The 22182-nt window shown below is 71.4% G+C and carries 18 protein-coding genes; 9 read left to right on the forward strand and 9 right to left on the reverse strand.

The genetic code is table 11. From position 1 onward, the window contains the following. Positions 1-6: 6 nt before the first annotated feature. On the reverse strand, positions 7-966 hold the full coding sequence (locus tag VHA73_08105; protein HVX17982.1) for a DMT family transporter: 960 nt from the start codon (positions 964-966) through the stop codon (positions 7-9). A gap of 46 nt (positions 967-1012) precedes the next feature. Between VHA73_08105 and VHA73_08110 the strand changes: the two genes are divergently transcribed. The 3 genes from VHA73_08110 (at position 1013) to VHA73_08120 (ending at position 5654) form a co-directional block, all read left to right on the forward strand. After that, positions 1013-2515, forward strand: a complete 1503-nt coding sequence (locus tag VHA73_08110) for a PLP-dependent aminotransferase family protein (GenBank protein HVX17983.1) — start codon at positions 1013-1015, stop codon at positions 2513-2515. A gap of 42 nt (positions 2516-2557) precedes the next feature. Next, the gene (locus VHA73_08115) at positions 2558-3811 is read left to right on the forward strand and encodes a M20 family metallopeptidase (protein HVX17984.1); all 1254 of its coding nucleotides are present in this window, start codon (positions 2558-2560) and stop codon (positions 3809-3811) included. Between the two features lie 97 nt (positions 3812-3908). Next, the gene (locus tag VHA73_08120) at positions 3909-5654 is read left to right on the forward strand and encodes a serine/threonine-protein kinase (protein HVX17985.1); all 1746 of its coding nucleotides are present in this window, start codon (positions 3909-3911) and stop codon (positions 5652-5654) included. Positions 5655-5710: 56 nt separating this feature from the next. Here VHA73_08120 and VHA73_08125 read toward each other — a convergent pair whose 3' ends face one another. From VHA73_08125 to VHA73_08160, 8 genes are all read right to left on the reverse strand, one after another. Then, on the reverse strand, positions 5711-7939 hold the full coding sequence (locus VHA73_08125) for a transglutaminaseTgpA domain-containing protein (protein ID HVX17986.1): 2229 nt from the start codon (positions 7937-7939) through the stop codon (positions 5711-5713). Further along, entirely contained in the window at positions 7939-9084 is a 1146-nt protein-coding gene (locus VHA73_08130; GenBank protein ID HVX17987.1) for a DUF58 domain-containing protein, read from the reverse strand. The genes VHA73_08125 and VHA73_08130 overlap by 1 nt, the downstream gene beginning before the upstream one ends. Positions 9085-9097: 13 nt before the next feature. Next, positions 9098-10102 carry a MoxR family ATPase gene (locus VHA73_08135; GenBank protein HVX17988.1) on the reverse strand — a complete coding sequence of 335 codons (1005 nt, stop codon included), beginning with the start codon at positions 10100-10102 and terminating at the stop codon, positions 9098-9100. 51 nt (positions 10103-10153) lie between these two features. Then, positions 10154-12763 carry a fibronectin type III domain-containing protein gene (locus VHA73_08140; protein HVX17989.1) on the reverse strand — a complete coding sequence of 870 codons (2610 nt, stop codon included), beginning with the start codon at positions 12761-12763 and terminating at the stop codon, positions 10154-10156. 162 nt (positions 12764-12925) lie between these two features. After that, positions 12926-13600 carry a 6-phosphogluconolactonase gene (gene pgl, locus VHA73_08145; GenBank protein ID HVX17990.1) on the reverse strand — a complete coding sequence of 225 codons (675 nt, stop codon included), beginning with the start codon at positions 13598-13600 and terminating at the stop codon, positions 12926-12928. Between the two features lie 11 nt (positions 13601-13611). Then, the gene (tal, locus tag VHA73_08150; protein HVX17991.1) at positions 13612-14724 is read right to left on the reverse strand and encodes a transaldolase; all 1113 of its coding nucleotides are present in this window, start codon (positions 14722-14724) and stop codon (positions 13612-13614) included. A 25-nt stretch (positions 14725-14749) separates the two neighbouring features. After that, the gene (gene tkt, locus VHA73_08155; GenBank protein HVX17992.1) at positions 14750-16741 is read right to left on the reverse strand and encodes a transketolase; all 1992 of its coding nucleotides are present in this window, start codon (positions 16739-16741) and stop codon (positions 14750-14752) included. A gap of 108 nt (positions 16742-16849) precedes the next feature. Beyond that, positions 16850-17236 (reverse strand): hypothetical protein, encoded by a 387-nt coding sequence (locus tag VHA73_08160; GenBank protein ID HVX17993.1) that lies wholly within the window; start codon positions 17234-17236, stop codon positions 16850-16852. 20 nt (positions 17237-17256) lie between these two features. Here VHA73_08160 and VHA73_08165 point away from each other — a divergent pair, with 20 nt between their 5' ends. From VHA73_08165 to VHA73_08190, 6 genes are all read left to right on the forward strand, one after another. Further along, a complete protein-coding gene (locus tag VHA73_08165; GenBank protein ID HVX17994.1) occupies positions 17257-17940 on the forward strand; it encodes an acetate--CoA ligase family protein in 684 nt (227 codons plus the stop codon). Beyond that, positions 17937-19418 carry a CoA-binding protein gene (locus VHA73_08170; protein HVX17995.1) on the forward strand — a complete coding sequence of 494 codons (1482 nt, stop codon included), beginning with the start codon at positions 17937-17939 and terminating at the stop codon, positions 19416-19418. Before VHA73_08165 ends, VHA73_08170 begins: the two co-directional genes overlap by 4 nt. Before the next feature lie 13 nt (positions 19419-19431). Beyond that, the gene (dacB, locus tag VHA73_08175; protein HVX17996.1) at positions 19432-20841 is read left to right on the forward strand and encodes a D-alanyl-D-alanine carboxypeptidase/D-alanyl-D-alanine-endopeptidase; all 1410 of its coding nucleotides are present in this window, start codon (positions 19432-19434) and stop codon (positions 20839-20841) included. Next, on the forward strand, positions 20838-21458 hold the full coding sequence (locus VHA73_08180) for an LON peptidase substrate-binding domain-containing protein (protein ID HVX17997.1): 621 nt from the start codon (positions 20838-20840) through the stop codon (positions 21456-21458). The genes dacB and VHA73_08180 overlap by 4 nt, the downstream gene beginning before the upstream one ends. A 102-nt stretch (positions 21459-21560) precedes the next feature. Then, a complete protein-coding gene (locus tag VHA73_08185) occupies positions 21561-21926 on the forward strand; it encodes a hypothetical protein (protein HVX17998.1) in 366 nt (121 codons plus the stop codon). Further along, positions 21923-22174, forward strand: a complete 252-nt coding sequence (locus tag VHA73_08190) for a hypothetical protein (protein ID HVX17999.1) — start codon at positions 21923-21925, stop codon at positions 22172-22174. The genes VHA73_08185 and VHA73_08190 overlap by 4 nt, the downstream gene beginning before the upstream one ends. Positions 22175-22182: the final 8 nt, after the last annotated feature.

Consider the following 22182-nt stretch of genomic DNA (forward strand, 5'->3'; position numbering starts at 1 on the left):
TCGACCTTATCGGCGCGCCCCGGAAAGCTCGCGCTCCAGGAAGTCGAGCCAGGTGCGACCCGCTGCCCCGAGCGCCCGGGCCCACCGGCGCCGCGGCGACGCGATCGATGGCCGTAGTCCGACCAGCAGGCCGGCCGTCACGATCGCGGCGCCGAGGAGGCCTGCCGCAGAGAGCGTGCCGGTGCCGAGCAGCACGCCACCGGCGAGCGTCACCACGGGAACGCCGCCGGACACCAGCGCAGCCAGGTCGGCGCCGATGCGAGCCACCGCGCTGTACCAGGCCACGAAGCCGACCATGGTCGATCCGATCGCGAGAAAGAGGATCATCGCCAGCTGTGACCCGGTCGGGACCGGGAGGCTGTGCGCGCCATCAGCGACGAGCGCGGCGATGCCGAGCACGGGAGCAGCGAGCAGGCACGTCCAAGCCGACACGGCCCACGGTCCGAGCCGGGGCAGGACCGGCACGGCCAACAGCGTGAACGCCACTTCACACGCCATCGTGGCGAGCGCGAGCGCGATGCCGGTACCGTCGGTGTGCCCCGCGCCCTGTACGACGGCGCCGCCGGCCACCACCACGGCCGCGCCGACAAGACGGTGGGGAGCGGGTCGGCGTCGTGCCACCAGCGGGGCGAGCAGCGCGACCACCACCGGCACCGCGCCGACGGTGAGGCCGGGCACCGCGGGCTCAGCGTGGTGGAGCGATGCGGCGAGGAACAAGTTGAAGCCGACCAGTCCGGTGGCCGCGAGCAGACCGAGGTAGCCGGCCTCGCGCCAAGTGGGGCGGGGGAGCGGCTTGCCGAGGACGCCGGCCGCGCCCACCAGCAGGGCTCCGGCCAAGCCGTAGCGCGCCGCCTGCCCACCGAGAACCGGGTAGTCGTTCAGCCACACCATGCCCGCGACGGCGATACCCACCATGAGGGTCGAGCACACGGCCGCGCTGTAGCCGAGCAGGCGTTCTTTCTCCATGGCTGCAAGGTACGGGCCTGATGGACCGAGGGTAGGGTCCACAACGGTGCGTGAAGAGAGGACCAATTCTTCCCTTGAGCTCCTGGTGCCGCTCGATCGATCGAGCAGCGTCCCGCTCCACCGCCAACTGGAGACGGCGCTTCGCGATGGCATCGTGAGCGGTCGGCTGCGGCCAGGCACGGCGCTCCCGCCTTCGAGGCGCCTGGCAGCCGATCTCGGGGTCTCGCGTGGGGTCGTGGTCGACGCGTACGAGGAGTTGGTCGCCGAAGCGTGGCTCGACTCGAGGCCCGGCTCCGGCACCCGCGTGGCCGACGCGGCGCGAGGCGTTCCCGAGCCGCCCGCTGCCTCGCTGGCGCGCACACCTGGACCGAGATGGGATCTCCGGCCCGGTCAACCAGATCTGTCGCGCTACCCCCAACAAGAGTGGCTCGCCAGCGCGCGGCGGGGGCTGCGGGGTCTCCCGTGGACCGATCTGGGCTACGGCGACCCGCGCGGCCTCGCCTCCACCCGCGACGCGGTCCTGGCCTATCTGGGCCGCGTCCGGCGGGTCACGGCCACACCGGACGGCGTGCTGATCTGCAGCGGGTTGGCCCACGGGCTCGCGTTGATCGCGCGCTGGCTGGTGCGGCGGGGGACCGACACGATCGCGGTGGAGGACCCTGGCTCGTACAACCAGCGCACCTTGCTGGAGGCCAATGGCCTCCGGGTCAAGGGGGTCGCGGTCGACGACGGCGGGATCGACACGGCGGCGCTGCGTGCTGCCAAGTGCCGGGCGGTGCTCGTGACGCCGGCGCACCAGTTCCCGACTGGGGTCGTCCTCGCACCCGAGCGCCGTCAGCAGCTGGTGGCTTGGGCGCGGGAGGTCGACGGGGTCGTGATCGAAGACGACTACGACGCCGAGTACCGCTATGACCGGGCCCCCGTCGGCTCGCTGCAACCGCTGGCGCCCGAGCGGGTGATGCACGGCGGCTCGCTGTCGAAGAGCCTCGCGCCGGGGTTGCGGCTCGGGTGGCTCGTGGGTCCCGACCAGTGGATCGCCGAGCTCGCCGACCTCCGGTGGGTCGACGATCTGTCGCCGGCCGTTCCCGCCCAAGTGGCCTTGGGCGAGTTCCTGCGCGACGGCGGGCTCGACCGACACCTGCGTCGCACCCGATCGGAGTACCGGCGGCGCCGCGACGCGCTGGTGGCCGCGATCCGTCGCCGGCTGCCTGACTCGGAAGTACTCGGGGCCTCGGCCGGGCTCCACGTCGTCGTGACGCTGCCCGACGACGTGGAAGAAGCGGCGGTCGTGGCGGCGGCGCGGGCCGCAGGAGTCGAAGTGCGCTCGCTGGCCCGGTACCGCATGAAGCCCGGACCACCCGCCCTGGTGCTGGGCTACGCCGCGCTCACGCCGGGATCGCTGCGTCGCGCCGCCGCAGCCCTCGCGGAGGCGGTCGAGGTGTCGCGTGGCCGATCCGGTCGTCCGGCCGGCAGCCCGCGCACGTCGTCGGCACCGCTGCCCTCGACGCCGGACGGCACCCGCCGCACGCGCTCCGGCCCGGCGGGCTGAGCGCGGGGCACCGACGCCTGGGCGGCGCAGTACCGTGCCGCCATGGCGATCACGGCTGCGATGCAATCGATTCTCGACGGTGCGGAAGCGGCCGCGGGCGACGTGACCGCGCTGCGACGCAAACTGCACCGCCGACCGGAGCTCGGCCTGCAGTTGCCCGAGACCCAGGCTGCGGTGCTCGAGGCGCTCCAAGGGCTGCCCCTCGAGGTCGGTACCGGTGAGCGGACGACGTCGGTGATCGCGACCCTGGAGGGCGCCCACGCCGGTCCGACGATCGTGTTGCGCGGCGACATGGATGCACTCCCGCTGCAGGAGGACACGGGCCTCGACTTCGCCTCGGAGCTCGACGGTCGCATGCACGCGTGCGGGCATGACGCCCACACCGCCATGCTCGTCGGTGCCCTGCATGTCCTGGCAGGCCGGCGTGACGAGCTGCACGGTCGCGTGATGGCCATGTTCCAGCCAGGGGAGGAGGGGTTCAACGGCGCCTCGCTGATGATCTCCGAAGGCCTGCTCGACCTGCCCGACGGCACGAGGGACCCCACGATCACCGGCGCGTTCGCGATCCACATCACCCCGTCGGCGCCGACCGGTTTCGTGGTCGGCAAGGGCGGCACCATGCTCGCGTCGGCCGACGAGTTCACCGTGACGGTCCACGGGCGGGGTGGGCACGGCTCGCTGCCCCACCAGGCGCTCGACCCGATTCCGATCGCCTGCGAGATCGTCATGGCGCTGCAGGCCGCGGTCACCCGGCGAGTCGACGTGTTCGACCCCGTGATCATCTCGGTGTGCGAGCTGCACGCAGGCACCACCACCAACGTGATCCCCCCCGATGCGCGGATCCGCGGCACGATACGAGCGACGTCGAACAAGGCCCGCGACCACGCACACCGCCTGGTCGGCGAAGTGGCGTCGGGGGTCGCTGCCGCGCATGGGGCCACCGCCGAGGTGGTGATCGACGCGGGTTACCGCGTGACGTCGAACCACGGGGGGTTCGTGCAGGGCGTGGCCGAGGTCGCCCGTGACCTCCTCGGTGACAAGCGGGTCGCGATCCCGGTGCCCAATCCGGTCATGGGCGCGGAGGACTTCGGCGAGGTCCTCGACCGCGTCCCGGGCTGCATGGTGTTTCTCGGCGCCTGCCCACCCGGCATGGATCCCGCCACGGCGCCCTCGAACCATTCGAACCTGATGCAGCTCGACGAGGCGGCCCTCCCGCTCGGCGTCGCGCTGCACGCGGCGGTCGCACTGCGTCACCTGTCGGCGGCGCCCGGCGGCGGGCTGGCCGCCGCCACCTGATCGGCCGAAGGGCCGTCACGGCGACGAACGGCGCTGGCCTGGCCACTGCCTGAGGCAGACTGGTCTGGCCCGCAGCGCATCTGGAGACCTTCGACTGGTGGCCACGCCCGGCACTTCTTTTCCTCAAGGCAACCAACGCATCCCCGGCTACGAGCTCCGCCGGCAGCTCGCGCACGGCGGGTTCAGCCAGGTGTACGAGGCGTACCAGCCAGCCTACGACCGCACGGTCGCCGTGAAAGTGCTCACGGTCGACCTCACCGACCATCGGTCGCAGCAGCGCTTCACCCGTGAGATCCAGGCGACCGGTCGGCTCACCGGGCATCCGTACATCGTCACGGTCCTCGATGCCGGCTTCACCAGCGACGGTCAGGCCTATCTCGCCATGCCGTTCCTGTCGGGCTCGACCGCCGACCGTCTGGTGAGCCAAGGGCCTCTGCCGGTCCCTGACGTGTTGGACATCGGCATCAAAATGGCGGGTGCGCTCGAGACGGCGCACCGTCACGGGATCCTCCACCGTGACGTCAAGCCGGGGAACATCTTGATGTCGGCCTATGGAGAACCCGCGCTGGCCGACTTCGGGATCGCGGTGGTCGATCGCGGGCGGCAGGAATCCGTCACCCTCGGCGCGCTGACACCTGACCACGCACCTCCGGAAGTCATCGACAACGAGCCGACGACCACCGCGTCCGATGTGTATTCGCTGGCCTCCACCCTGTACACGCTGCTCTCGGGTCGGCCGCCGTTCTGGGTGGAAGACGATGGCTCGGTGCTCGGTCTGTTGCGCCGCATCCTGTCGGCTCCCGTGCCGAGGATCGGTCGGCCCGACATTCCCGCCGCGCTCGAGGCGGCGCTCGAGACGGCGATGGCCAAGCGACCCGAGGATCGCTACCCCGGCGCGCTGGCGTTCGGCGAGGCGCTCCAGGAGGCGCAACGGACGGTCGGCCTCCCGGTCACCGAAGTGGTGTGGGGCGATCGGGTGGCACCTCCGAGCCCGCCGGGCGCCGGGACCGGTGCGGAGGCACGGCCTGTGCCGTCGGGTGCCACCGGCGATGACACCTCTCTCGTGGGCACGGTGGACACGCCGACCGTGCGGCCCGGCCGGTCCTCGGTGGCATCGCCAGGGCTCCCACTGCCAGCTGGACCGCCCGTCGCTGCTGATCCACCGCCCGTCGCTGCTGATCAACCGCCCGTCGCTGCTGATCAACCGCCCGTCGCTGCCGCGGCGGCGTCCGCTGGCAGCGGTGCCGGCACCCCGACGCCCACTGGCGCCCAAGAGGCCGGTGCCACGCATGCCGGCGCGGGTGGCGCCAGCCCCTGGGCCCGGCCGGGCTCCTATCAAGGCAGCGACACCGTCGTCGTCGGCCGTCAGCGCCCACGGGGCGAGCCAGCGACCAGCGACGGCGGCGACGAGGAAGCGAACAGCCGCCGTTGGCTCGTTGCAGGGATTGGCGCAGTGGTGGTCGTCGGGCTCGTGGTGGGCGGTCTCTTGTTGTTCCGCGACAAGGGCAACAAGCCGGTCCCGACCACCGCCCGCAAGGTGGCGACCGTGTGGCATTCGGTGGCGCCGTTCAAGGCGGTGCGAGACGCCAACGGCACAGGTGTGCGGCTGACGTGGAAGGACACCAACACCAAAGCGCAGTACGTGGTGACCGCGGATCCGCAGGTCGCCGACCGCGGGTCGATCCAGACTGACGCCCGCGACCACACGCACATCGTGGGCCTCGTCCCGGGCACGCAGTACTGCTTCATCCTCATCGGGTTCCGTGACATCAACGCCGAGCCCCACCAGCTCGGCCAAGCGTGCATCCCGGCGGCCAAGGTCCAAAGGGCCCCCACGCCGTAGCCCCCGCAGAACCCCCCTGCTGTGAGCAGTTGACCACCTGGGAGGTGGTCAACTGCTCACAGCTCGGCGGGGTTGTGGCGGTGTCGGGTGGTGCCGCCGCGTGAATGGCGGCGGGCGGCGTGGTAGGCGTCGACGTGGGTCCACGCCTCGGCGGCGTCGGCGGGCGACGGGCCGCCGCGGCGGAACATCGTGCGGTTGACCAGGTCGGCGAAGTCCGCCACGGGACGTCCGCTCTCCGGTGGGAGGTTGGCCGACGCCGTGGCCTGCAGCGCGGCGGCGCCAGTGGAGGGCGGTACCTCGATCCCGTCGCGGCGCAGGGCCTCGGTCACCTCCTGCCAGGCCCCTCGCAGTTGCACGAGCGGGTCGCGGTGCCGGCGCCGGCGGATGGCTCGTCTCCGGCGCACCGCGAGCCGGCCACCGAGCAGGCCGAGCGCCGCGACCACGAGCGCCCCCAGCGCGACCAGGGCCCACCACCAACTGGATCCGTGCGACCGGAGCGATCTGCGATGCGGCGTAGCCGGCGTGCGCTTGGCAGTGCTCGTGTCGCCTTGGTTGGTGTGGACCGCATCGGACGCGTCGTGCGCGCCTGGCGGGTCGGTCTGACGTTGGCTCGCGGTCTTCGCGGGGCCCGGGTCGGGGTCGAACGCGGTCCAGCCGACTCCTTGGAGGTCGACCTCGGGCCAGGCTGTCGCGTCGCCGGCCCGGACCCGGTACATCCCGCCGGCGTCGGGCTGGGGTGTGTGGAACCCGACCACGACCCGGGTCGGCAGACCGATCGAGCGCGCCATGACGGCGTAAGTGGCAGCGAACTGCTCCGGCGTACCGAGGAAGTCGCCACGGGCCTGGTCGACGAGGTACGTGAGGTTCCCGTACGCGTGGCCGCTCGGCGCGCCCGTGCCGGGCTTGGGCAGCCGGAAGCGGGCCTGAAGGTACAGCTGCAGTGCCTTGGCCCGCTCGGCCGGCGAGTTGGCGCCGCGCACGGCGACTTGGGCGAGCTGGCCGAGTGCGCTCGGGACGGGTTGGGGCAGCCTCAGGTCGGCGGCGTCGCGCGTCACTGGCGCGGTCTGGATCTGGGCAGCCGTGGGCTCCGGGACGCTGGCCTGGACGGTGTAGCGGCGGGCGGTGACCTCACCCTTGGCGACCGCGGCGACCTGGTGGATCCCGTCCCAGGCGGCCGGGATCCCCGACAGTGCGGCCGCGCCGTCGGGGATCGGCAACCAGATCCCGTCGAGCTTGCCGACGCGGATGGTGAGCGTCACGTCCCGCCGCGCCACCGACAGATGCGGACCCGGCGGGAGGCGTTGGCCCGCGGCCACGTAGTCGGCCGCCGTCGACCACTCCGTGCCGTCGTAGCGGTCGAGCACGACTTGACGCAGCCGCGGCGGCGGGTCGCCGTCTGCACGGAACGTGAACAGCACCGGGTCGGGTTGTTCGATCCGCAAGGAGAGCTGCGTCAGCGGGTTGATGGCCGACTGGGGCGGCGGGTCCAGGCGCCGGTGCTCGCGGGGGTCGACCGGGTTGGCGCGCGCTGCACCTGGAAGGTGCGGCGCGGCCAGCACGGCGACGAGTGCGAGGGCGACGGCGGCCGGGACCCCCCGCAGGAGCCGCCTGGCCGCGAAGACCGGCAGCCCCGCAGCGCTCGAAGGCTGGGGCAGAGAGCGGACGAGGACGATCGCCGCCGCTGCGAGGACGGTGACGACCACGGCGGTCCGCGACCACGTGCCGGTGGCGATGACGAAGGCCTGCGTGGTGACGAGCGCGAGCACCGGAGGGACCGTCGGCGCCACCGACGACCTGGTCCGGTGCGCGAGCTCGGTACCGATCCACCCTGACAGTGCCGCGAGCCCGAAGGGCACGAACAGCAGGGCCGGCGACGGGTCGGCCGGGAGTGCGGCGGTGAGGATGCGAGCCCAGCCGTTCTGGAAGCCGTCGCCGAGCGCGTGGAGCGTGGCACCGGTCGGAAAGATCGCCGCGGCCGTCGTCGAGCGGAACACGGCCGGCCCCGATGCGACGGCTGCGGCCGCAGCAGCCACGGTCGAACTGACCAGCAGACGGACACGGGGCGGTCGCAGCAGCGCGATGACCGTGGCGGGCACGATCGCTCCGATGAGCACAGGTCGCCACAAGGGGCGGGCTCCGAAGACCGGGGTCATGGCGAGGCCGGCAGCCGCGGAGGCGACGATGACCAGGAACGTGCTGGCGCCGGCCCGCCGCCCTTCGGCCGCGCCCGCCGAGCGCCTTGGTGGCTCGGACGCCGGCCCGCTCACCGTGGAGGTCGATGCCATCACCGCACCGCCACTTCGGCCCAGGCGGCGGCGATCGCCGCGCCGTCGGCGCCTTGGGCCTCGACCACGCCCGGCCGCCGGGGCAGCACGCTCGTCGCGCCGGGACGCACGACGACGTAGACGACGCGGTCGAACGAGCTCCGCAAGCCCGCCAAGCGCCCGCGGGCCGCATCGGCGACCGAGCCGGTCACGACCACGAGCGTGCCGGATCCCCGTCCTCGGCGGAGGTCGTCGAGGGACCGCGCGAGGGCATGTCCCTCGGTCGGCTGCACCGCGGCGAGCTCGTCGAGAAAGGCATCGGGGGATACCCACGTCGTGCCGTCGCCCACCTCGAGCCGCCGGGTCGACGCGAGGCGCGCAGGGAATCCGGCGAGCGCGACCGACGACAGCACCGATGCGGTGACATCGACGGCTTCCTCGAACTGCTCGGCGTCGTAGGCAGCCGGCGACAAGTCGAGCAGGACGGTGGTGTCCGGCCTGCTGGTGTCGACGTGCTCGCGGACCATCAACGTGCCGGTCTTGGCGGTGGACCGCCAGTGGATGTGGCGCAGATCGTCGCCGCGCACGTACTCGCGCAACGCATGGAACGTGATGCTGCCGGTGGGAACCGTGTCGGCCATCGGTCCTTCGAGGCTCGGCGACCGGCGTGTGGGCAACAGGGGCAGCGGGTGGAGTCGGGGCCGGACCCACAACGTGGCTTCGCCGCCGAGTGCCTGATCCCGGCGCACCAACCCGAAGGGATCGGCGTGCTCGACCCGCAGCGGTCCGATCTGGTGCACGCCACGCCGATCGGTGGGCAGCGGCACCTCGATCGTGGCGGTCGCCCGACCGGCCAACCGCGGCACCATGATCGGCACCCGTTGGGCACCGACACGGTCCTCGGCCAACATGCGCGGGCTGGGCCACGTCGAACGGTTGCGGATCCGCAGCGTGGCCCGGGCGGCGTCGCCCCGGGCGACCCGGCTGCTGGTGAGCTCCCTGGCGACTTCGAGATCGTGGCGGCGCAGCACCCAGACGACGGCGCTGGCGGCGGCGAGCAGGCCCACCGCCGCGATCGCGACGAGCGGGGTCCATCCGAGGATCCACCCGGCGAGGTACAGCGCCACCGAGCCGCTGAGGACGGCAGCACCCGCCTTGGTGATCACCGGACCACCGGGGTCAAGCGCGCCCGGCCGCCTGTGGAGTCGGGACCTTCTCCACGACCGCGTCGATCAACTGTTGGGTGGTCACACCCTGGAGCTCGGCTTGGGGCTGCAACAGCATCCGGTGGGCGAGCACCGCAGCGGCCAGCGCCTTGGCGTCTTCGGGCACGACGTAGTCGCGCCCGTCTGCGGCGGCACGGGCACGGCAGGCCCGCATCAGGGCGAGCGATCCGCGGGGGCTCGCACCGAGGCGCACCTCGGGCAGCTCGCGGGTGCCGGCCACGAGCGTCACGAGGTAGCTCCGGACCGCGGGGGCGACATAGACCTCGTTGGCCACCCTCGTCATGAGGCGCACGTCGTCAATGGACAGCACCGGCGTGACCTGATCGAGCGGTGACCGGCCGCCTTGTTGGCCATCGAGCACCTCGATCTCGGCCGCGTGGCTGGGATAGCCGACCGAGGCGCGCAACAAGAAGCGATCGAGCTGCGCTTCCGGGAGGCGATACGTGCCGTCCATGTCGACGGGGTTCTGGGTGGCGATCACCATGAACGGGCGCGGCACGGCGCGCGAGGCGGACTCGACCGTGACCTGCCGTTCCTCCATCACCTCGAGCAAGGCGGACTGGGTCTTGGGCGACGCGCGGTTGATCTCGTCGGCCAGTACCACGTTGGCGAACACGGGTCCGGGGTGGAACTCGAACTCGCGCGTCCCCTGGTTCCAGATCGACACGCCGGTGACATCGGACGGCAGCAGGTCGGGGGTGAACTGGATCCGGTGCCACGACGCGTCGATCGTCGAGGCGATGGCGCGAGCGAGCGAGGTCTTGCCCACCCCCGGCACGTCCTCGAGCAGGAGGTGGCCCTCGGCGAACATGCACACGAGCGCAAGGGCGACGACGTCGGGTTTGCCCCGGATCACGTCCTGGACGCTGTCGGCCACCAGGCGGAATCGGTCGGCGAACCAGGCAGACCGGTCGCCGGCAGACGAGTGGTGGGGGGCAGACGGTGCGTACTCGGGCATGGGAGCGCGTGGGCCTTCAGGTTCGGGGCGAGGTGGGGGGCCGCGGGATGCTCACGACCCCACGTAGACGAAGCGGGCGTCGGAGATCGCGAGATACACGGCGACGTTCTGGCCGCTGCAGTTGAAGATGGTGTTGTTGTCGCTGACCCGCACCGTGTTGCTGCCCGCACCGAGCTTCACGGTGCCGAGGTTGAGCCAACCGGGCCCGCCGCCGGTGACCACGCTCGACCCGTTGGGAAGGGTGTAGCGGGTGCCGTTGACCAGCCCGGTGTCGCCACGGGGGTCATTCGCGCCGCCGGGGACCCGAACCTCGATCTTCCAGCGCCCCGCCGAGGGGATCGACGCCGTCCAACTTGCGCCGGTGTGCTGTGAGTTGTTGCCGGCGGCCCGGCAGCCGCCGAGCCAGTTGACGGTGCTCGCGCCACCGTTCATCTGGAAGTAGTTGTAGTAGACGTGCGTGCCGCCGCCGGAGGCCCACTTCTGACCCGTTCTCGGCCCGATCCACGAGAACCCCCGGCCCTTGAAGCCGATGGTGATGGTGGTCCCGGGCGCCGGGCCCGGCTGGTCGACGTTGGCCGACGCCGACCCTGCAGGTCCTTGGCCGGCCGCGTTGACCGCTGACGCGGTCCACGTGTACTTCTGGCCGGCGGCCACCGTGACGCGGAGGTTGGCGTTTCCCTTTGGCCCGGCCGCCACCACGTTCGGTGTGCCGGCGCCCGTCAGGCGGTACTTGGTGATGGGGCTTCCGCCGTTGCCACTTGCCCGGATCTGCAAGGTGACCGACGCCGTGTTGCCGTTGGGCTTCGATGCGGTGGCCGTCACCGTGGGCGCGGCCGGTTTGCCGATGGGGGTCACCGCGGCCGAGGGGTCGGAGGTGGCCGAGGTGCCGTTGGCCGCATTGGCGGTGATCGTGACCCGGTAGGCAGTCCCGTTGGCAAGGTTGGCGATCGCGGCGGGACTGGTGGACGCGGTGGCGGTGACCGATCCACTGCCGCCGGCTGCCGGGGTGGCCGTCAACGTGTAGCCGGTGACGGCGCTCGCGGGCTCCGTCGTGGACCCGGTTGGTTGGCTCCACGTGACGTGGATGGCGCCATCGCCCGCCGCGGCTTGCTGGATGACCGGTTTGTGGGGGACGCCGGCGCGGGGGGTCACGGGCGCCGACTGGCCAGCCGGGCTGTCGCCGCTGCTGGTGTTGGCCACGACCGTGACGGTGTACGTCGTGCCGTTCTTCAGGTGCGCGAACGACGTGGATGCCGAGGTCGCAGCCACGCGTCGAACGGCTGATCCCTTGGGGGGAGCCGGGTCGAGCGTGACCGTGTAACCCGTGAGGATCGCGCCGTTGGTGGCCACCGACCAGGTGGCGCTGACGTTGGCATCGCCGGCGTTGGCCGTGACCGTCGGCGTGCCGGGCGGTTGGTGGGTGGGCAGGGTCGGCAACGGCTGGTTGGACCCCGTGCGGGTGGGCCCGGGCGTCGGCAGCGGCGTGGGCGCAGGCGGACCGGAGCTGGGCCCGCCGAGGTACACGGGCTGCGGGCTGGGTGGGGTGACGGACGTGGGTGCTGGTGCCAGACCAGGAAGGTTGTCGTGGTACTTCGAGATCGAGTGACGGTTCCCGTGCTGGTCGATCACCAGGGCTTGTGAGCCGTCGGCGTCGTTGGCCCACAGGTTGCCATTGGCCACGAACAGGTCGAAGCGCCCGGCACGGTCGAGGAAGGGGATCCGTGCTCGCAGGCCGCCCGTGCTGGTGTCGATCTGGACGAGGCCGCCGGTCGAGTAGTCGGGCAAGTACACCTGCCCGCCCACCTGCTGGGGTGCACCGAGGTCGTGTCCGGCGAGCTCGGGTGCGCGGACGTCGCTCACCTGCTCGCTGTTCGGTTCGTACTTGATGAGGCGACGCGCGCCGGGTGCGACGAGGTACACGGGCCCTGTGCGATCGGAGGGTGCGGCCAGGACCTCGCCCGTGACCCCGGTGGCGACCAGGTGCACGTCACCGTCGCCGACGGTGCCGACCTTCCCGCTGGTCTCGTCGACCACGACGATCAGCGACCCCGAGCGGGTGAGGTGCGCTTGGTCACCGAGCTGGCCGTAGTGGTGCGTGCCGGCAATGCGCGCCGCCCTGATCGACACGATCGAACCCTTGGCCGGCACGGCGGCCCATGCGGTGCCGGTGTCGTCGACGATGATCGAGCTGATTGATCCGCCGAGGTCCACCACCCGCCCCTGCGGTCGCAACGTCTGCCCGTCGAGTGAGCGGACCTCCCCCTTGCCCTGGTCGACTGCGTACGCGTGGCCGCCGCCGACGACCACGGTGAACGCCGCGCTGCCGTACGACTGGGCCGTGCCCGCCGCCAAGTTCCGGGTGTCGATGCGCCGCACGTTGCCCGAGGCATCGCGCACCACGACGAAATCGCCGTCCTGGACGATCTGCAGCTGGCCCTTCTTGCCGACGTCGACGCCGGCATCGGGTTTGCCCGTGGCGCCGTTCACGCGCACGACCTGACCACGCTTGTTGCTGGCGAGCCACGCGTTGCCGCTGAACAGATCGAGGCGATTGGGGCTGTGGCCGTGACCGAAGGTGAGGGCGATGGCCGAGGCGACCAACATGCTGGCCGCACCAAACGCAGTGGGTTTGCGACCGAACGGGCGATGGAGGAAGCGCATGAGGGACCGCGACGTGGTGGATTGATGTGAGAGACGCGCTCGCGCCTCGAAATGGCCCGCAACGCCAATGTAGCCTGCCCACCACTGACGGTGCCCAAACCCTCCGGATGGGTGCTCGCCGGGCGCGCCCGCCGCTACCGGCGGCCGGCGGCAGGTCGCTGGCTACAAGCGGGCTGCCGCAGCTGGATCGACCAGCCACAGGACCCGGTCGGCGCGCACGCGGGCCGCGGGCAGGTCTTCGCCCGCGCTGATCCGACCGAGCGCCGCGGCCTTCTCCTCGCCTTCGACCGTCAGCACCACGACGCGTCCGCGGGCGATGCCACCGAAGGTCAGCGTCATGCGCGGGTGTGGGTTGTGGCCGAACGGGTCGTCGTTCATCGTCACCAGACGGCCGGGATCGGCCTCGAGCCCGGTGGAGTGCGGGAACAGCGATGCGGTGTGCCCATCGGGGCCCACGCCGAGGTGGATGAAGTCGAGCTGGCCCAGGGCTCCGATGCGGAGCTGGTAGTCGTCCGGACCGTCGCCGCAACGCATCAGGTGCGTGGCGTTGGCGGCGCCGACCCGGTCGAGGAGGGCCTCACGGGCGAGGCGGTAGTTCGAGTCGGGGTCGTCGTGCGGCACGCACCGCTCGTCGCCCCAGTAGAAGTCGACCTTCCACCAGTCGATGGCCGTCGCGCCGTCCGTCGCGAGGCGCTCGTAGCAGCGCCGAGCCGTCGTTCCGCCGGACAGCGCGATCGTGAACGGGTCGGACGGTCGGCTCTGAAAGGCGCGGACGACCCGGGCCGCAAAGGCACCGGGGACGTCGTCGGTGACCTCCACGTCACCCGGCAGTCCCATCGGCAGGTCCTTCAGGCCCCGCCGGCCTGGAGGCTGTTGGCCTTGGTGGTGAGGCTGGTCAGCAGCTCGTCGAACGACTTGCTGAACGAGGCGACGCCCTCGTCTTCGAGCGTGCGGGCGACGTCCTCGAGCTCCACGCCGACCGACGCGAGCTTGTCGAGGGCGGCACGGGCGTCGGCGGGATCCGCGTCGACGGTGCGGGCGAGCGCGCCGTGGTCCTCGAACGCGTCGATCGTGGCCTCGGGCAGCGTGTTCACCGTCTCCGGTCCGATCAGGCGGTCGACGTACATCGTGTCGGGGTACGAGGGGTTCTTCGTCGACGTCGATGCCCACAGCGGACGCTGCGGCTTGGCGCCTTTCGCCGCCAGCGCTTCCCAGCGGGGGCCGCTGAACTGCTCGGCAAAGAGCGCGTAGGCCGCTTGGGCGTTGGCGACCGCAGCGGTGCCCTTGAGCGCGAGCGCCCCGGGCGTGCCGATCTCGTCGAGTCGCCGATCCGTCTCCGTGTCCACCCGGCTGACGAAGAACGAGGCCACGCTCCGGACCCGTGACACGTCCTCGCCGGCCGCCACCCGAGCCTCCAGGGCGGAGAGGTACGCCTCGATCACCTCGGCGTACCGGCTCAAGCTGAACAGCAAGGTGATGTTGATGCTGCGGCCTTCTCGCAGCATCGCCTCGATGGCGGGGACGCCTTCGGCGGTGCCCGGGATCTTCACGTACAAGTTGGGCTCGTCGATCTGCTGGTGGAACGCGCGGGCGGCCTCGATCGTGGCGGGTGTGTCGCGGGCCAGGGACGGTGCGACTTCGATCGACACGAAGCCGTCGACGCCATCGCTGTCGTCGTACACGGGCCTCAGGAGCGACAGCGCGTCCTCGATGTCCTTCGTGACGAGTTGCCAGTACGCGTCCTCGATCGACATCCCGTCGCGGACCAGTGAGGTGAACTGCTGGTCGTACGCGTCACCACCTTCGATCGCCTTCTGGAAGATCGTGGGGTTCGACGTGATGCCGCGCACGCCGCCGTCGATCATCTGCTGGAGTTGACCTCCGGTGATCCAGCCCCGGCGAAGGTTGTCGAGCCAGGGGCTCTGGTCGAACTGTTCGTGGAGATCTTGCAGCCGGGTCATGGTACCTCCGTGGGCGATGCGATGGTCAGGGCGCGTCGGTGGCCAGGTCGCGCAGCAGCTCTCGGGACCGCGCCACGACGTTGTCGACGGTGAATCCGAACTCGGCCAGGGCGACGTCGCCGGGGGCCGAGGCGCCGAAGCGGTCGAGGGCTACGCACGCGTCGGCCCAGCGGTCCCAGCCGAAGCTGACGCCGGCCTCGACGGCGAGGATGGGGACGTGCGAGGGGATGACCTGCTCCTGGTACGCGTCGTCTTGCTCCTCGAACAGCTCCCAGCACGGCATCGACACGACCTGCACCCGCAACCCGTCGGCGGCGAGTCGTTGCGATGCGTCGACGCAGAGCTGGACTTCCGAGCCGGTCCCGATCAGCACCAGATCAGCTTGCTCGCGATCCGGGCCGTGGGTGGCGAGGACGTACGCGCCGCGCCGCAGGCCGCCGTTGCCGGCGGTGCCGTCGAGGACCGGCACACCTTGGCGGCTGAGGACGAGGGCGGTCGGGCCGTCGTGCTCCACCGCGATGCGCCAAGCGACGGCCGTCTCGTTCGCGTCGGCCGGACGGATCACCCGCAAACCGGGCATGGCACGCATCGACGCAAGATGCTCCACGGGCTGGTGCGTGGGGCCGTCCTCGCCGACGCCAACCGAGTCGTGGGACCAGGAGTAGACGACATGTTCCTGGCTGAGCGCGGCGAGTCGCACCGCGGGGCGCATGTAGTCGCTGAACACGAAGAAGGTGCCGCCGACCGGGAGCACGCCTCCGTGGGCGGCCAGGCCGTTCATGACGCCGCCCATCGCGTGTTCCCGAATGCCGTAGTGCACCTGGCGGCCGCCAGGCGTCTCGGCGGACTGGGCGGTCCCGTCGCTCAGCTTCACGCCGGTGTTGCCGGTGAGGTCGGCCGCGCCCACCACCAGACCTGGCACGACGTCGGTGAGCGCGTTGAGCACGTCGCCGCTGGCCGCGCGCGTGGCGATCTGCTTGCCGGCCTCGAAGGTGGGCAGCTTCGCTTCCCAGCCCTGCACGCCGCTGCCCGCCCACGCAGCGTCCCAGACCTGGCGGTCGCCCGACCAGGAGGCGAGGCGCCGCTCCCAGGCCTCACGTGTGGAGGCACCGCGCGAGCCGGCGCCACGGTAGAAGTCGAGCACGTCGTCGGGCACGTAGAAGGTGGCGTCCGGGGGCAGCCCCATGACCTCCTTCGTGTGGCGGATCGATTCCGCGTCGAACGGGTTGCCGTGCGCTCTGGGGTCGTCGGTGAACTTCGGCGACGGGTACGCGATGTGGCTGCGCACCACGATGAGCGACGGCTTGTCCTCGACGCCTTTGGCACGCTCGAGGGCGGCCTGGAGCACGTCGAGGTCGTTGGCGGCCTCACCTACGAAGTCGACGTCCCAGCCGTACGCTTCGAAGCGCCGCACGGGATCGTCGGAGAGCGCGAGCTCGGTGGGCCCGTCGATCGTCACGTGATTGTCGTCGTAGACATAGACGAGTCGGCCGAGGCCCAAGTGGCCCGCCAGCGAAGCCGCCTCGTGGCTGATGCCTTCCTCCAGGCAGCCGTCGCCGCAGATCACGAACGTGTGGTGGTCGACGAGCTCCGGACCGAACCGCGCTCTGAGGACCCGCTCGGCGAGGCCCAGACCGACACCGTTGGCCACGCCTTGGCCGAGCGGGCCGGTGGTGACCTCGACGCCCTTGGTGTGGCGGGCTTCGGGGTGCCCCGGTGTGAGCGATCCCCACTGGCGGAACTGGCGCAGGTCATCGAGGGTGAGCCCGAACCCGGTGAGGTGGAGCATGGAGTACAGCAGGATCGACGCGTGCCCGTTGGACAGGACGAACCGGTCGCGGTTGGGCCAGTCGGGGTGTGCGGCGTCGTAGTTCATGACGCGGGTCCACAGCACGTGCGCCAGCGGCGCGAGCGCCATCGCCGTCCCCTGATGACCGGACTTGGCCTTCTCGGGTGCGTCCATGGCCAGCCCGCGGATCACGTTGATGGCCCGCTGCTCGAGGTCGGGGTCGGTCATGTGGGCAGTGCTCCTGCGCGTGGGCGACGCGGCCACACTAGTGGGGCCTTTCACGGGCCCGGTCGCCCGCGTGGCCGGCCGACCTGCACGGATCGACCCGCCGGCTGGTCAGCTCGCGGGTGGCAACAAGGTGAACGGCACCACGGTGGTGGGGCCGCGGTCGACCGTGCAATGCGCCTCCACCGTGCCGTACTCGTCGAACTCCATCTCGCCCCGGACCAGCCGGTAGGAGAACTTGCCGGGTTCCACCTGCAACGGCTGCACGTTGCGGGCGATCTGCTCGTCGCCCCGGCGGTACACGACTTCGAGCGCCCCGTTGCCCGACTCCGTCGGCGCGCAGCGGACGAGCACGACGAGGTGTGGCTCGATGGTCACGGGCACCGGCTGCGGCGCTGCCGCCGAGAAGTGCACCCCGGTCAGGTCGATGCGGGTGGACGGCCCGGCGACCTGCCGAACGTCGATCCCCTCGATGAAGACGGCAGCCACGATGTCCATGCTCAGTAGGGTAGGCAGCCGTGCCAGATCCAGTTGACGTCGCCGACGCGCCCCCATCCACGCGGACCTTGTCCGAGGCCGCGTCGAAATCGCTGCTCGCCGAACATGGCGTGGCCGTCTTGGAGGAGCGCCTGGTCCACACCGCCGAGGAGGCCGCGGCCGCGGCGCCAGAGGTCGGGATGCCGGTCGTGTTGAAGCTGTGCGGTGACGGGATCGCCCACAAGACCGAGCGCGGCCTGGTGCGCCTCCGCCTCGGCGAGGTCGACGCCGTCCGCGTGGCGGCCGCGGAGCTGCTGGCTGCCGCGCGCCCCGACGATGGCGAGGTCGGCGTGTTGGTGGCCCCCATGGTCTCTGGGAACCGGGAGCTGATCGCGGGGCTCGCCCGTGACCCGCAGTTCGGCCCGACGGTGCTGCTCGGGGTCGGGGGCATCTTCGCCGAGGCGCTTGCCGACGTCGTACTCCGGCTCGTGCCGCTCCACGCCGTCGACGCCGAAGAGATGATCGACGACTTGGCCACCCAGCGGCTGCTCGGACCCTTCCGCGGCGAACCTGCGGTCGATCGGTCAGCAGTCGTCGACGTCCTCGTGGGGCTCTCGAAGTTGGCGGAGGCCCGGCCCGACGTCGTGTCGGTCGACGTGAATCCGCTGATCGTCGTCGACGGCCGTCCCGTCGCGGTCGACGCCCTGGTGGAGGTGGCGTCGTGACCGAACGACCGATCGGCAAGGCCCACTTCCAAGCGCTGTTCGACCCGCGCGGCGTGGTGGTGGCGGGTGCGTCGACGCACCCGGGCAAGTTCGGCTTCGTGGCGCTCCACAACATCCTCGCTTGTGGCTACCGCGGCGACGTCTACGCCACGAACCGTGAGGGGGTCGACGTGCTCGGCCGCCCGACGTTGGCGTCGATCGACGAGCTGCCCGAGGGGCGGGTCGATCTCGTCTTCTTGTGCACGCCGGCGCCGGCGAACCCCGACATCCTCCGCTCGTGTGCCCGCAAGGGGATCCGAGCGGCGTTCGTCGCGTCGGCCGGCTACGGCGAGGCGGGTGCCGATGGTCGTCGCGCCGAGGCCGACCTGGTGGCGTTGGCCAAGGAGCTCGGCATGGTCGTGGTCGGCCCGAACGGTCAAGGGCTGGTCTCGACGCCGTCGTCGCTGTGTGCGCAGATCGTGGCGCCGTACCCGCCGACGGGCCACATCGGGATCGCCAGCCAGTCGGGCAACTTCGTGTCGTCGTTCATGAACTACGCGCGGCAGTCCGGGGTCGGGGTGAGTCGTGCGGTCAGCGCGGGCAACGCGGCGATGCTCGGCGTGCCGGACTTCCTCGACTACTTCGCTTCCGACGAGGCGACCTCGGTGGGCCTGGCCTACGTCGAGGGCGTGACCGACGGTCGGGCCCTGTACGAACGTCTGCACCGCGTCGCAGCCACGATGCCGCTGGTGCTGGTCAAGGGGGGCGCGACCTCAGGCGGGGCGCGGGCTGCCGCTTCCCACACCGGGTCGCTGGCGACCGACGACCGGGTCTTTGACGGCATGTGTCGCCAAGCGGGCGTCACTCGTGCCGCCTCCATCGAGGAGGCGTACGAGGCTGCGGCGACGTTTGCGACCCAGCCGCTGCCGAGCGGGCCGAGGGTTGCAGTGGTCAGCACTGCCGGCGGGTGGGGCGTGGTCACCGCCGATGCCATCGCGGGATCGCCATTGCAGCTCGCGCCGCTGCCCGACGATCTGCGCGACCGACTCGACGGGGAGCTGCCACCTCGTTGGAGCCGGAACAACCCGATCGACCTGGCCGGCGGCGAGACCCGCGACACCATCCCGACCGTGTTGGAGATGGTGGCCTCGCATCGCGAGATCGACTCGGTGGTGCTGCTCGGCATGGGCATCCAGGCCAACCAGGGACGCCTTGAACGGGAGGGGCCGTTCTATCCCGACTACGGGTTGGAGCGGATCGTGGCGTACCACGAGCGCCAAGACGGGCGCTTCGCGACCACCGCGGCGGAGGTTTCCGACGCCACGGGCAAACCCGTCCTGCTCGCCACCGAGCTGGCGGTCGGCGATCCCGACAACGCCGCGGTGGCACAGACCCGCAAAGCCGGTCGGCTCGCATACCCGTCATCGAACCGCGCGGTGACCGCGCTCGGCCACCTGTGGCGCCGGGCCGCCTGGCTGCGGCGGCGCGGACTGGCCTGAGCTCCGCCGCGTCATGCGCCGCTTCCTGCTGCCGTTGCTGTTCCTCATGGCCCTGGTCGCGTGCGGAGTGGGCGGCGTCACCACGATGGGGCTGCGGGCATCGGGGGCCACCACCGGCGGCGGAACGCTGTCGACGCCCGTCTTGTCCGCCCGCCGCACTCCGGGTTTGGTCGAGTCGATGGCCGCAGACGGGGCGTTGCGCACGCAACTCGACCAAGTCGTCGCCCGCTCCCAACCTGCCACCTGCCTGGTCGTGAAGGCCGGTGACCGGGTCGTGTACTCGCACGCGGGCGACGCGGCACTGCTTCCGGCCTCGAACGAGAAGCTGCTCACGGCCACCGCCGTGCTCGACCGGATCGGCCCCACCACGCGGCTGCGCACGCAAGTGCTGTCGACGGCACGGCCTGACGCTGCCGGTGTCGTGCACGGCGACCTGTACCTCGTGGGTGGCGGTGACCCCTTGCTGACCACCGACCCGTACCGGGAACGCCTCGTCGACCCCACGCTCGCCACGCGCCTGGAGCAGCTCGCCGACTCGCTGGTGGCCGCAGGCATCCACCGGGTGGAGGGACGGGTCGTGGGCGACGATCACCGTTACGACGAGCTGCGCGCGGTGCCCACTTGGCAGCCGAACTACCTCACCGAGCATCAGAGCGGCCCCCTGTCCGCGCTCACGGTGAACGACGGCTGGGCCACCTTTCCGAGCAAGGCCGACCCTGATGAGCGGTTGGCTGCGGCACCGGACCCGGCCCGCAGCGCAGCCGACGCCCTCATCTTGTTGCTCGGCCAGCGCGGTGTCGCCGTCACGGGCGGGTCGGCGTCGGGGCTGCACCCCGCGGGCGCGACCGAAGTGGCCCACCTCGATTCCGTGCCGATCACCACCATGTTGCGCGAGATGCTCAGCGAGAGCGACAACCAGACCGCGGAGCTCCTGCTCAAAGAAGTCGGGGTGCGCAGCGGCGGCGGCGGCACCACGCAGGCCGGGCTCGCCGCGCTCCGCGCGGACCTCACGAGCCGGGGCATCCCACTCACCGGCACGGTGCAAGTCGACGGGTCGGGGCTCGACCGGGGCAACCGCGTGACCTGCAACACATTGGTCGCCCTGCTCCAAGAAGAAGGGGCGATGTCGCAGCTGTCTGCAGGGCTGGCGGTGGCCGGCAGGTCCGGCACCCTCGCCGGCCGGTGGCGCGGCACCCCCGTCGCTGACCGTCTGCGCGCCAAGACCGGGACGCTCGACGACGTGAGCTCCCTCACCGGGTTCGTGAACACCGTGCCAGGGTCGTTGCTGACGTTCTCGTACCTCACCAACGGCAAGCCCAAGACGCCGACGCAAGCGGCGGCCGAGCAGGACCTCGGCCTCGACCTGGTCGGTTACCCGGCCGGGGTGACCTTGGCGAAGATCGGCCCGGGTCCGGTCCGGTGACCACCGAGCGCCTGGCGATGTTCCCCTTGGGGACCGTGCTGTTCCCAGGTGAGGCCATCCCGTTGCAGGTGTTCGAGCCGCGTTACCAGGTGCTCGTGGCTCGCTGCTTGGAAGGCCGGCCCGAGTTCGGGATCGCGCTCATCGAACGAGGCAGCGAAGTCGGCGGCGGTGAGACCCGCACGGCGGCCGGGACCATCGCGAGGATCGTCGAAGCGAGGGAGCTGGGAGGGGGCCGATGGTTCCTGCTCGTGGTGGGCGATCGGCGCATCCGTGTGGAGCGCTGGCTCGACGATGACCCGCACCCGTGGGCTGAGGTCGCGGAGTGGCCGGACCCGACCCCCGGGCCGGGGGTGGAGGGGCTGCTCCGGTCGACCACCACCGCGGTTCGCCGAGTGCTGGCGATGGCGACCGAGCTCGGGCAGGCCGTGCGGTCGACGACGTTCGAGGTCCCCGACGATCCGGGACCGGCATCGCACCGACTGGCGAGCGTGGCCCCGCTCGGGCCGTTCGACCGCCAGCGGCTCCTCGAGGCGCCGTCGGTCGAACACCGCCTTCACGAGGTCACGGTGGCGTGCGACGAGCTGCGCACCACCCTCGATCAGGCCTTCCGCAGCTGACCGACCACCCAGAAGGGGTCCACGATGCTTGCGCGTGCCGGCCATGGCCAGTAGCAAAGGACCCCATCGGGCCGGACCGAGATGCCGACGAAAGGACGCGGCGTGGCCGCAGAACGACCGCCGAAGAACGCGACGGCCGCCCAAGGCGAGCCCAAGAGCGTTCCTGATGTCGCCAAAGAGCTCTGGCAGCTGCTGATCGACTACGGCAAGCAGGAGACCGTCGATCCGCTCAAGCGTCTCGGCAAGTTCGTCGCGTTCGGCGTGCCGGCCATGCTCTGCTTGGGGATCGGCGTGATCCTCCTGCTGATCGGTGGCCTCCGGGTGCTGCAGACAGAGACCGGCTCGCATTTCACGGGTCACCTGTCCTGGCTGCCGTACGTGATCACCCTGGCGGTGGCTGGATTGCTGGCCGCCCTGGCGGTGATGGCCATCGCCCGCCAGCCCAAGGAGCGGAGGAACCGGTCGTGAAGGGATCCACCAACAAGAGCGAACCATCCGTCGCGCCGGTGACGACCCCACGACGGATCGAGCCACGCGACATCGAGGCGAAGTTCAACGAGCTGCGCGGCGAGGTCGACCAGACCACCGAGGCAGCCAAGGGAACGATCGTGGCGGTGGGCGCGGCCCTGGCCGTCGGCGTGGTGCTCGTCGCGTTCGTGTTCGGCCGCAAGCGCGGCAAGAAGCGCACGACGATCGTCGAGATCCGCCGGGTCTGACCAACCAA

The sequence above is a fragment of the Acidimicrobiales bacterium genome (genome assembly GCA_035547835.1).
Taxonomy (GTDB): Bacteria; Actinomycetota; Acidimicrobiia; order Acidimicrobiales; family Iamiaceae; genus DASZTW01.

Bases quoted from the DNA above. Each gene is read 5' to 3' on its own strand.
- VHA73_08115 (HVX17984.1), top strand. From the start codon at position 2,558: ATGGCGATCACGGCTGCGATGCAATCGATTCTCGACGGTGCGGAAGCG.
- dacB (HVX17996.1), top strand. From the start codon at position 19,432: ATGCGCCGCTTCCTGCTGCCGTTGCTGTTCCTCATGGCCCTGGTCGCG.
- tal (HVX17991.1), bottom strand. From the start codon at position 14,724: ATGACCCGGCTGCAAGATCTCCACGAACAGTTCGACCAGAGCCCCTGG.
- VHA73_08140 (HVX17989.1), bottom strand. From the start codon at position 12,763: ATGCGCTTCCTCCATCGCCCGTTCGGTCGCAAACCCACTGCGTTTGGT.
- VHA73_08135 (HVX17988.1), bottom strand. From the start codon at position 10,102: ATGCCCGAGTACGCACCGTCTGCCCCCCACCACTCGTCTGCCGGCGAC.
- VHA73_08105 (HVX17982.1), bottom strand. From the start codon at position 966: ATGGAGAAAGAACGCCTGCTCGGCTACAGCGCGGCCGTGTGCTCGACC.
- VHA73_08160 (HVX17993.1), bottom strand. From the start codon at position 17,236: ATGGACATCGTGGCTGCCGTCTTCATCGAGGGGATCGACGTTCGGCAG.
- pgl (HVX17990.1), bottom strand. From the start codon at position 13,600: ATGGGACTGCCGGGTGACGTGGAGGTCACCGACGACGTCCCCGGTGCC.
- tkt (HVX17992.1), bottom strand. From the start codon at position 16,741: ATGACCGACCCCGACCTCGAGCAGCGGGCCATCAACGTGATCCGCGGG.
- VHA73_08125 (HVX17986.1), bottom strand. From the start codon at position 7,939: ATGGCATCGACCTCCACGGTGAGCGGGCCGGCGTCCGAGCCACCAAGG.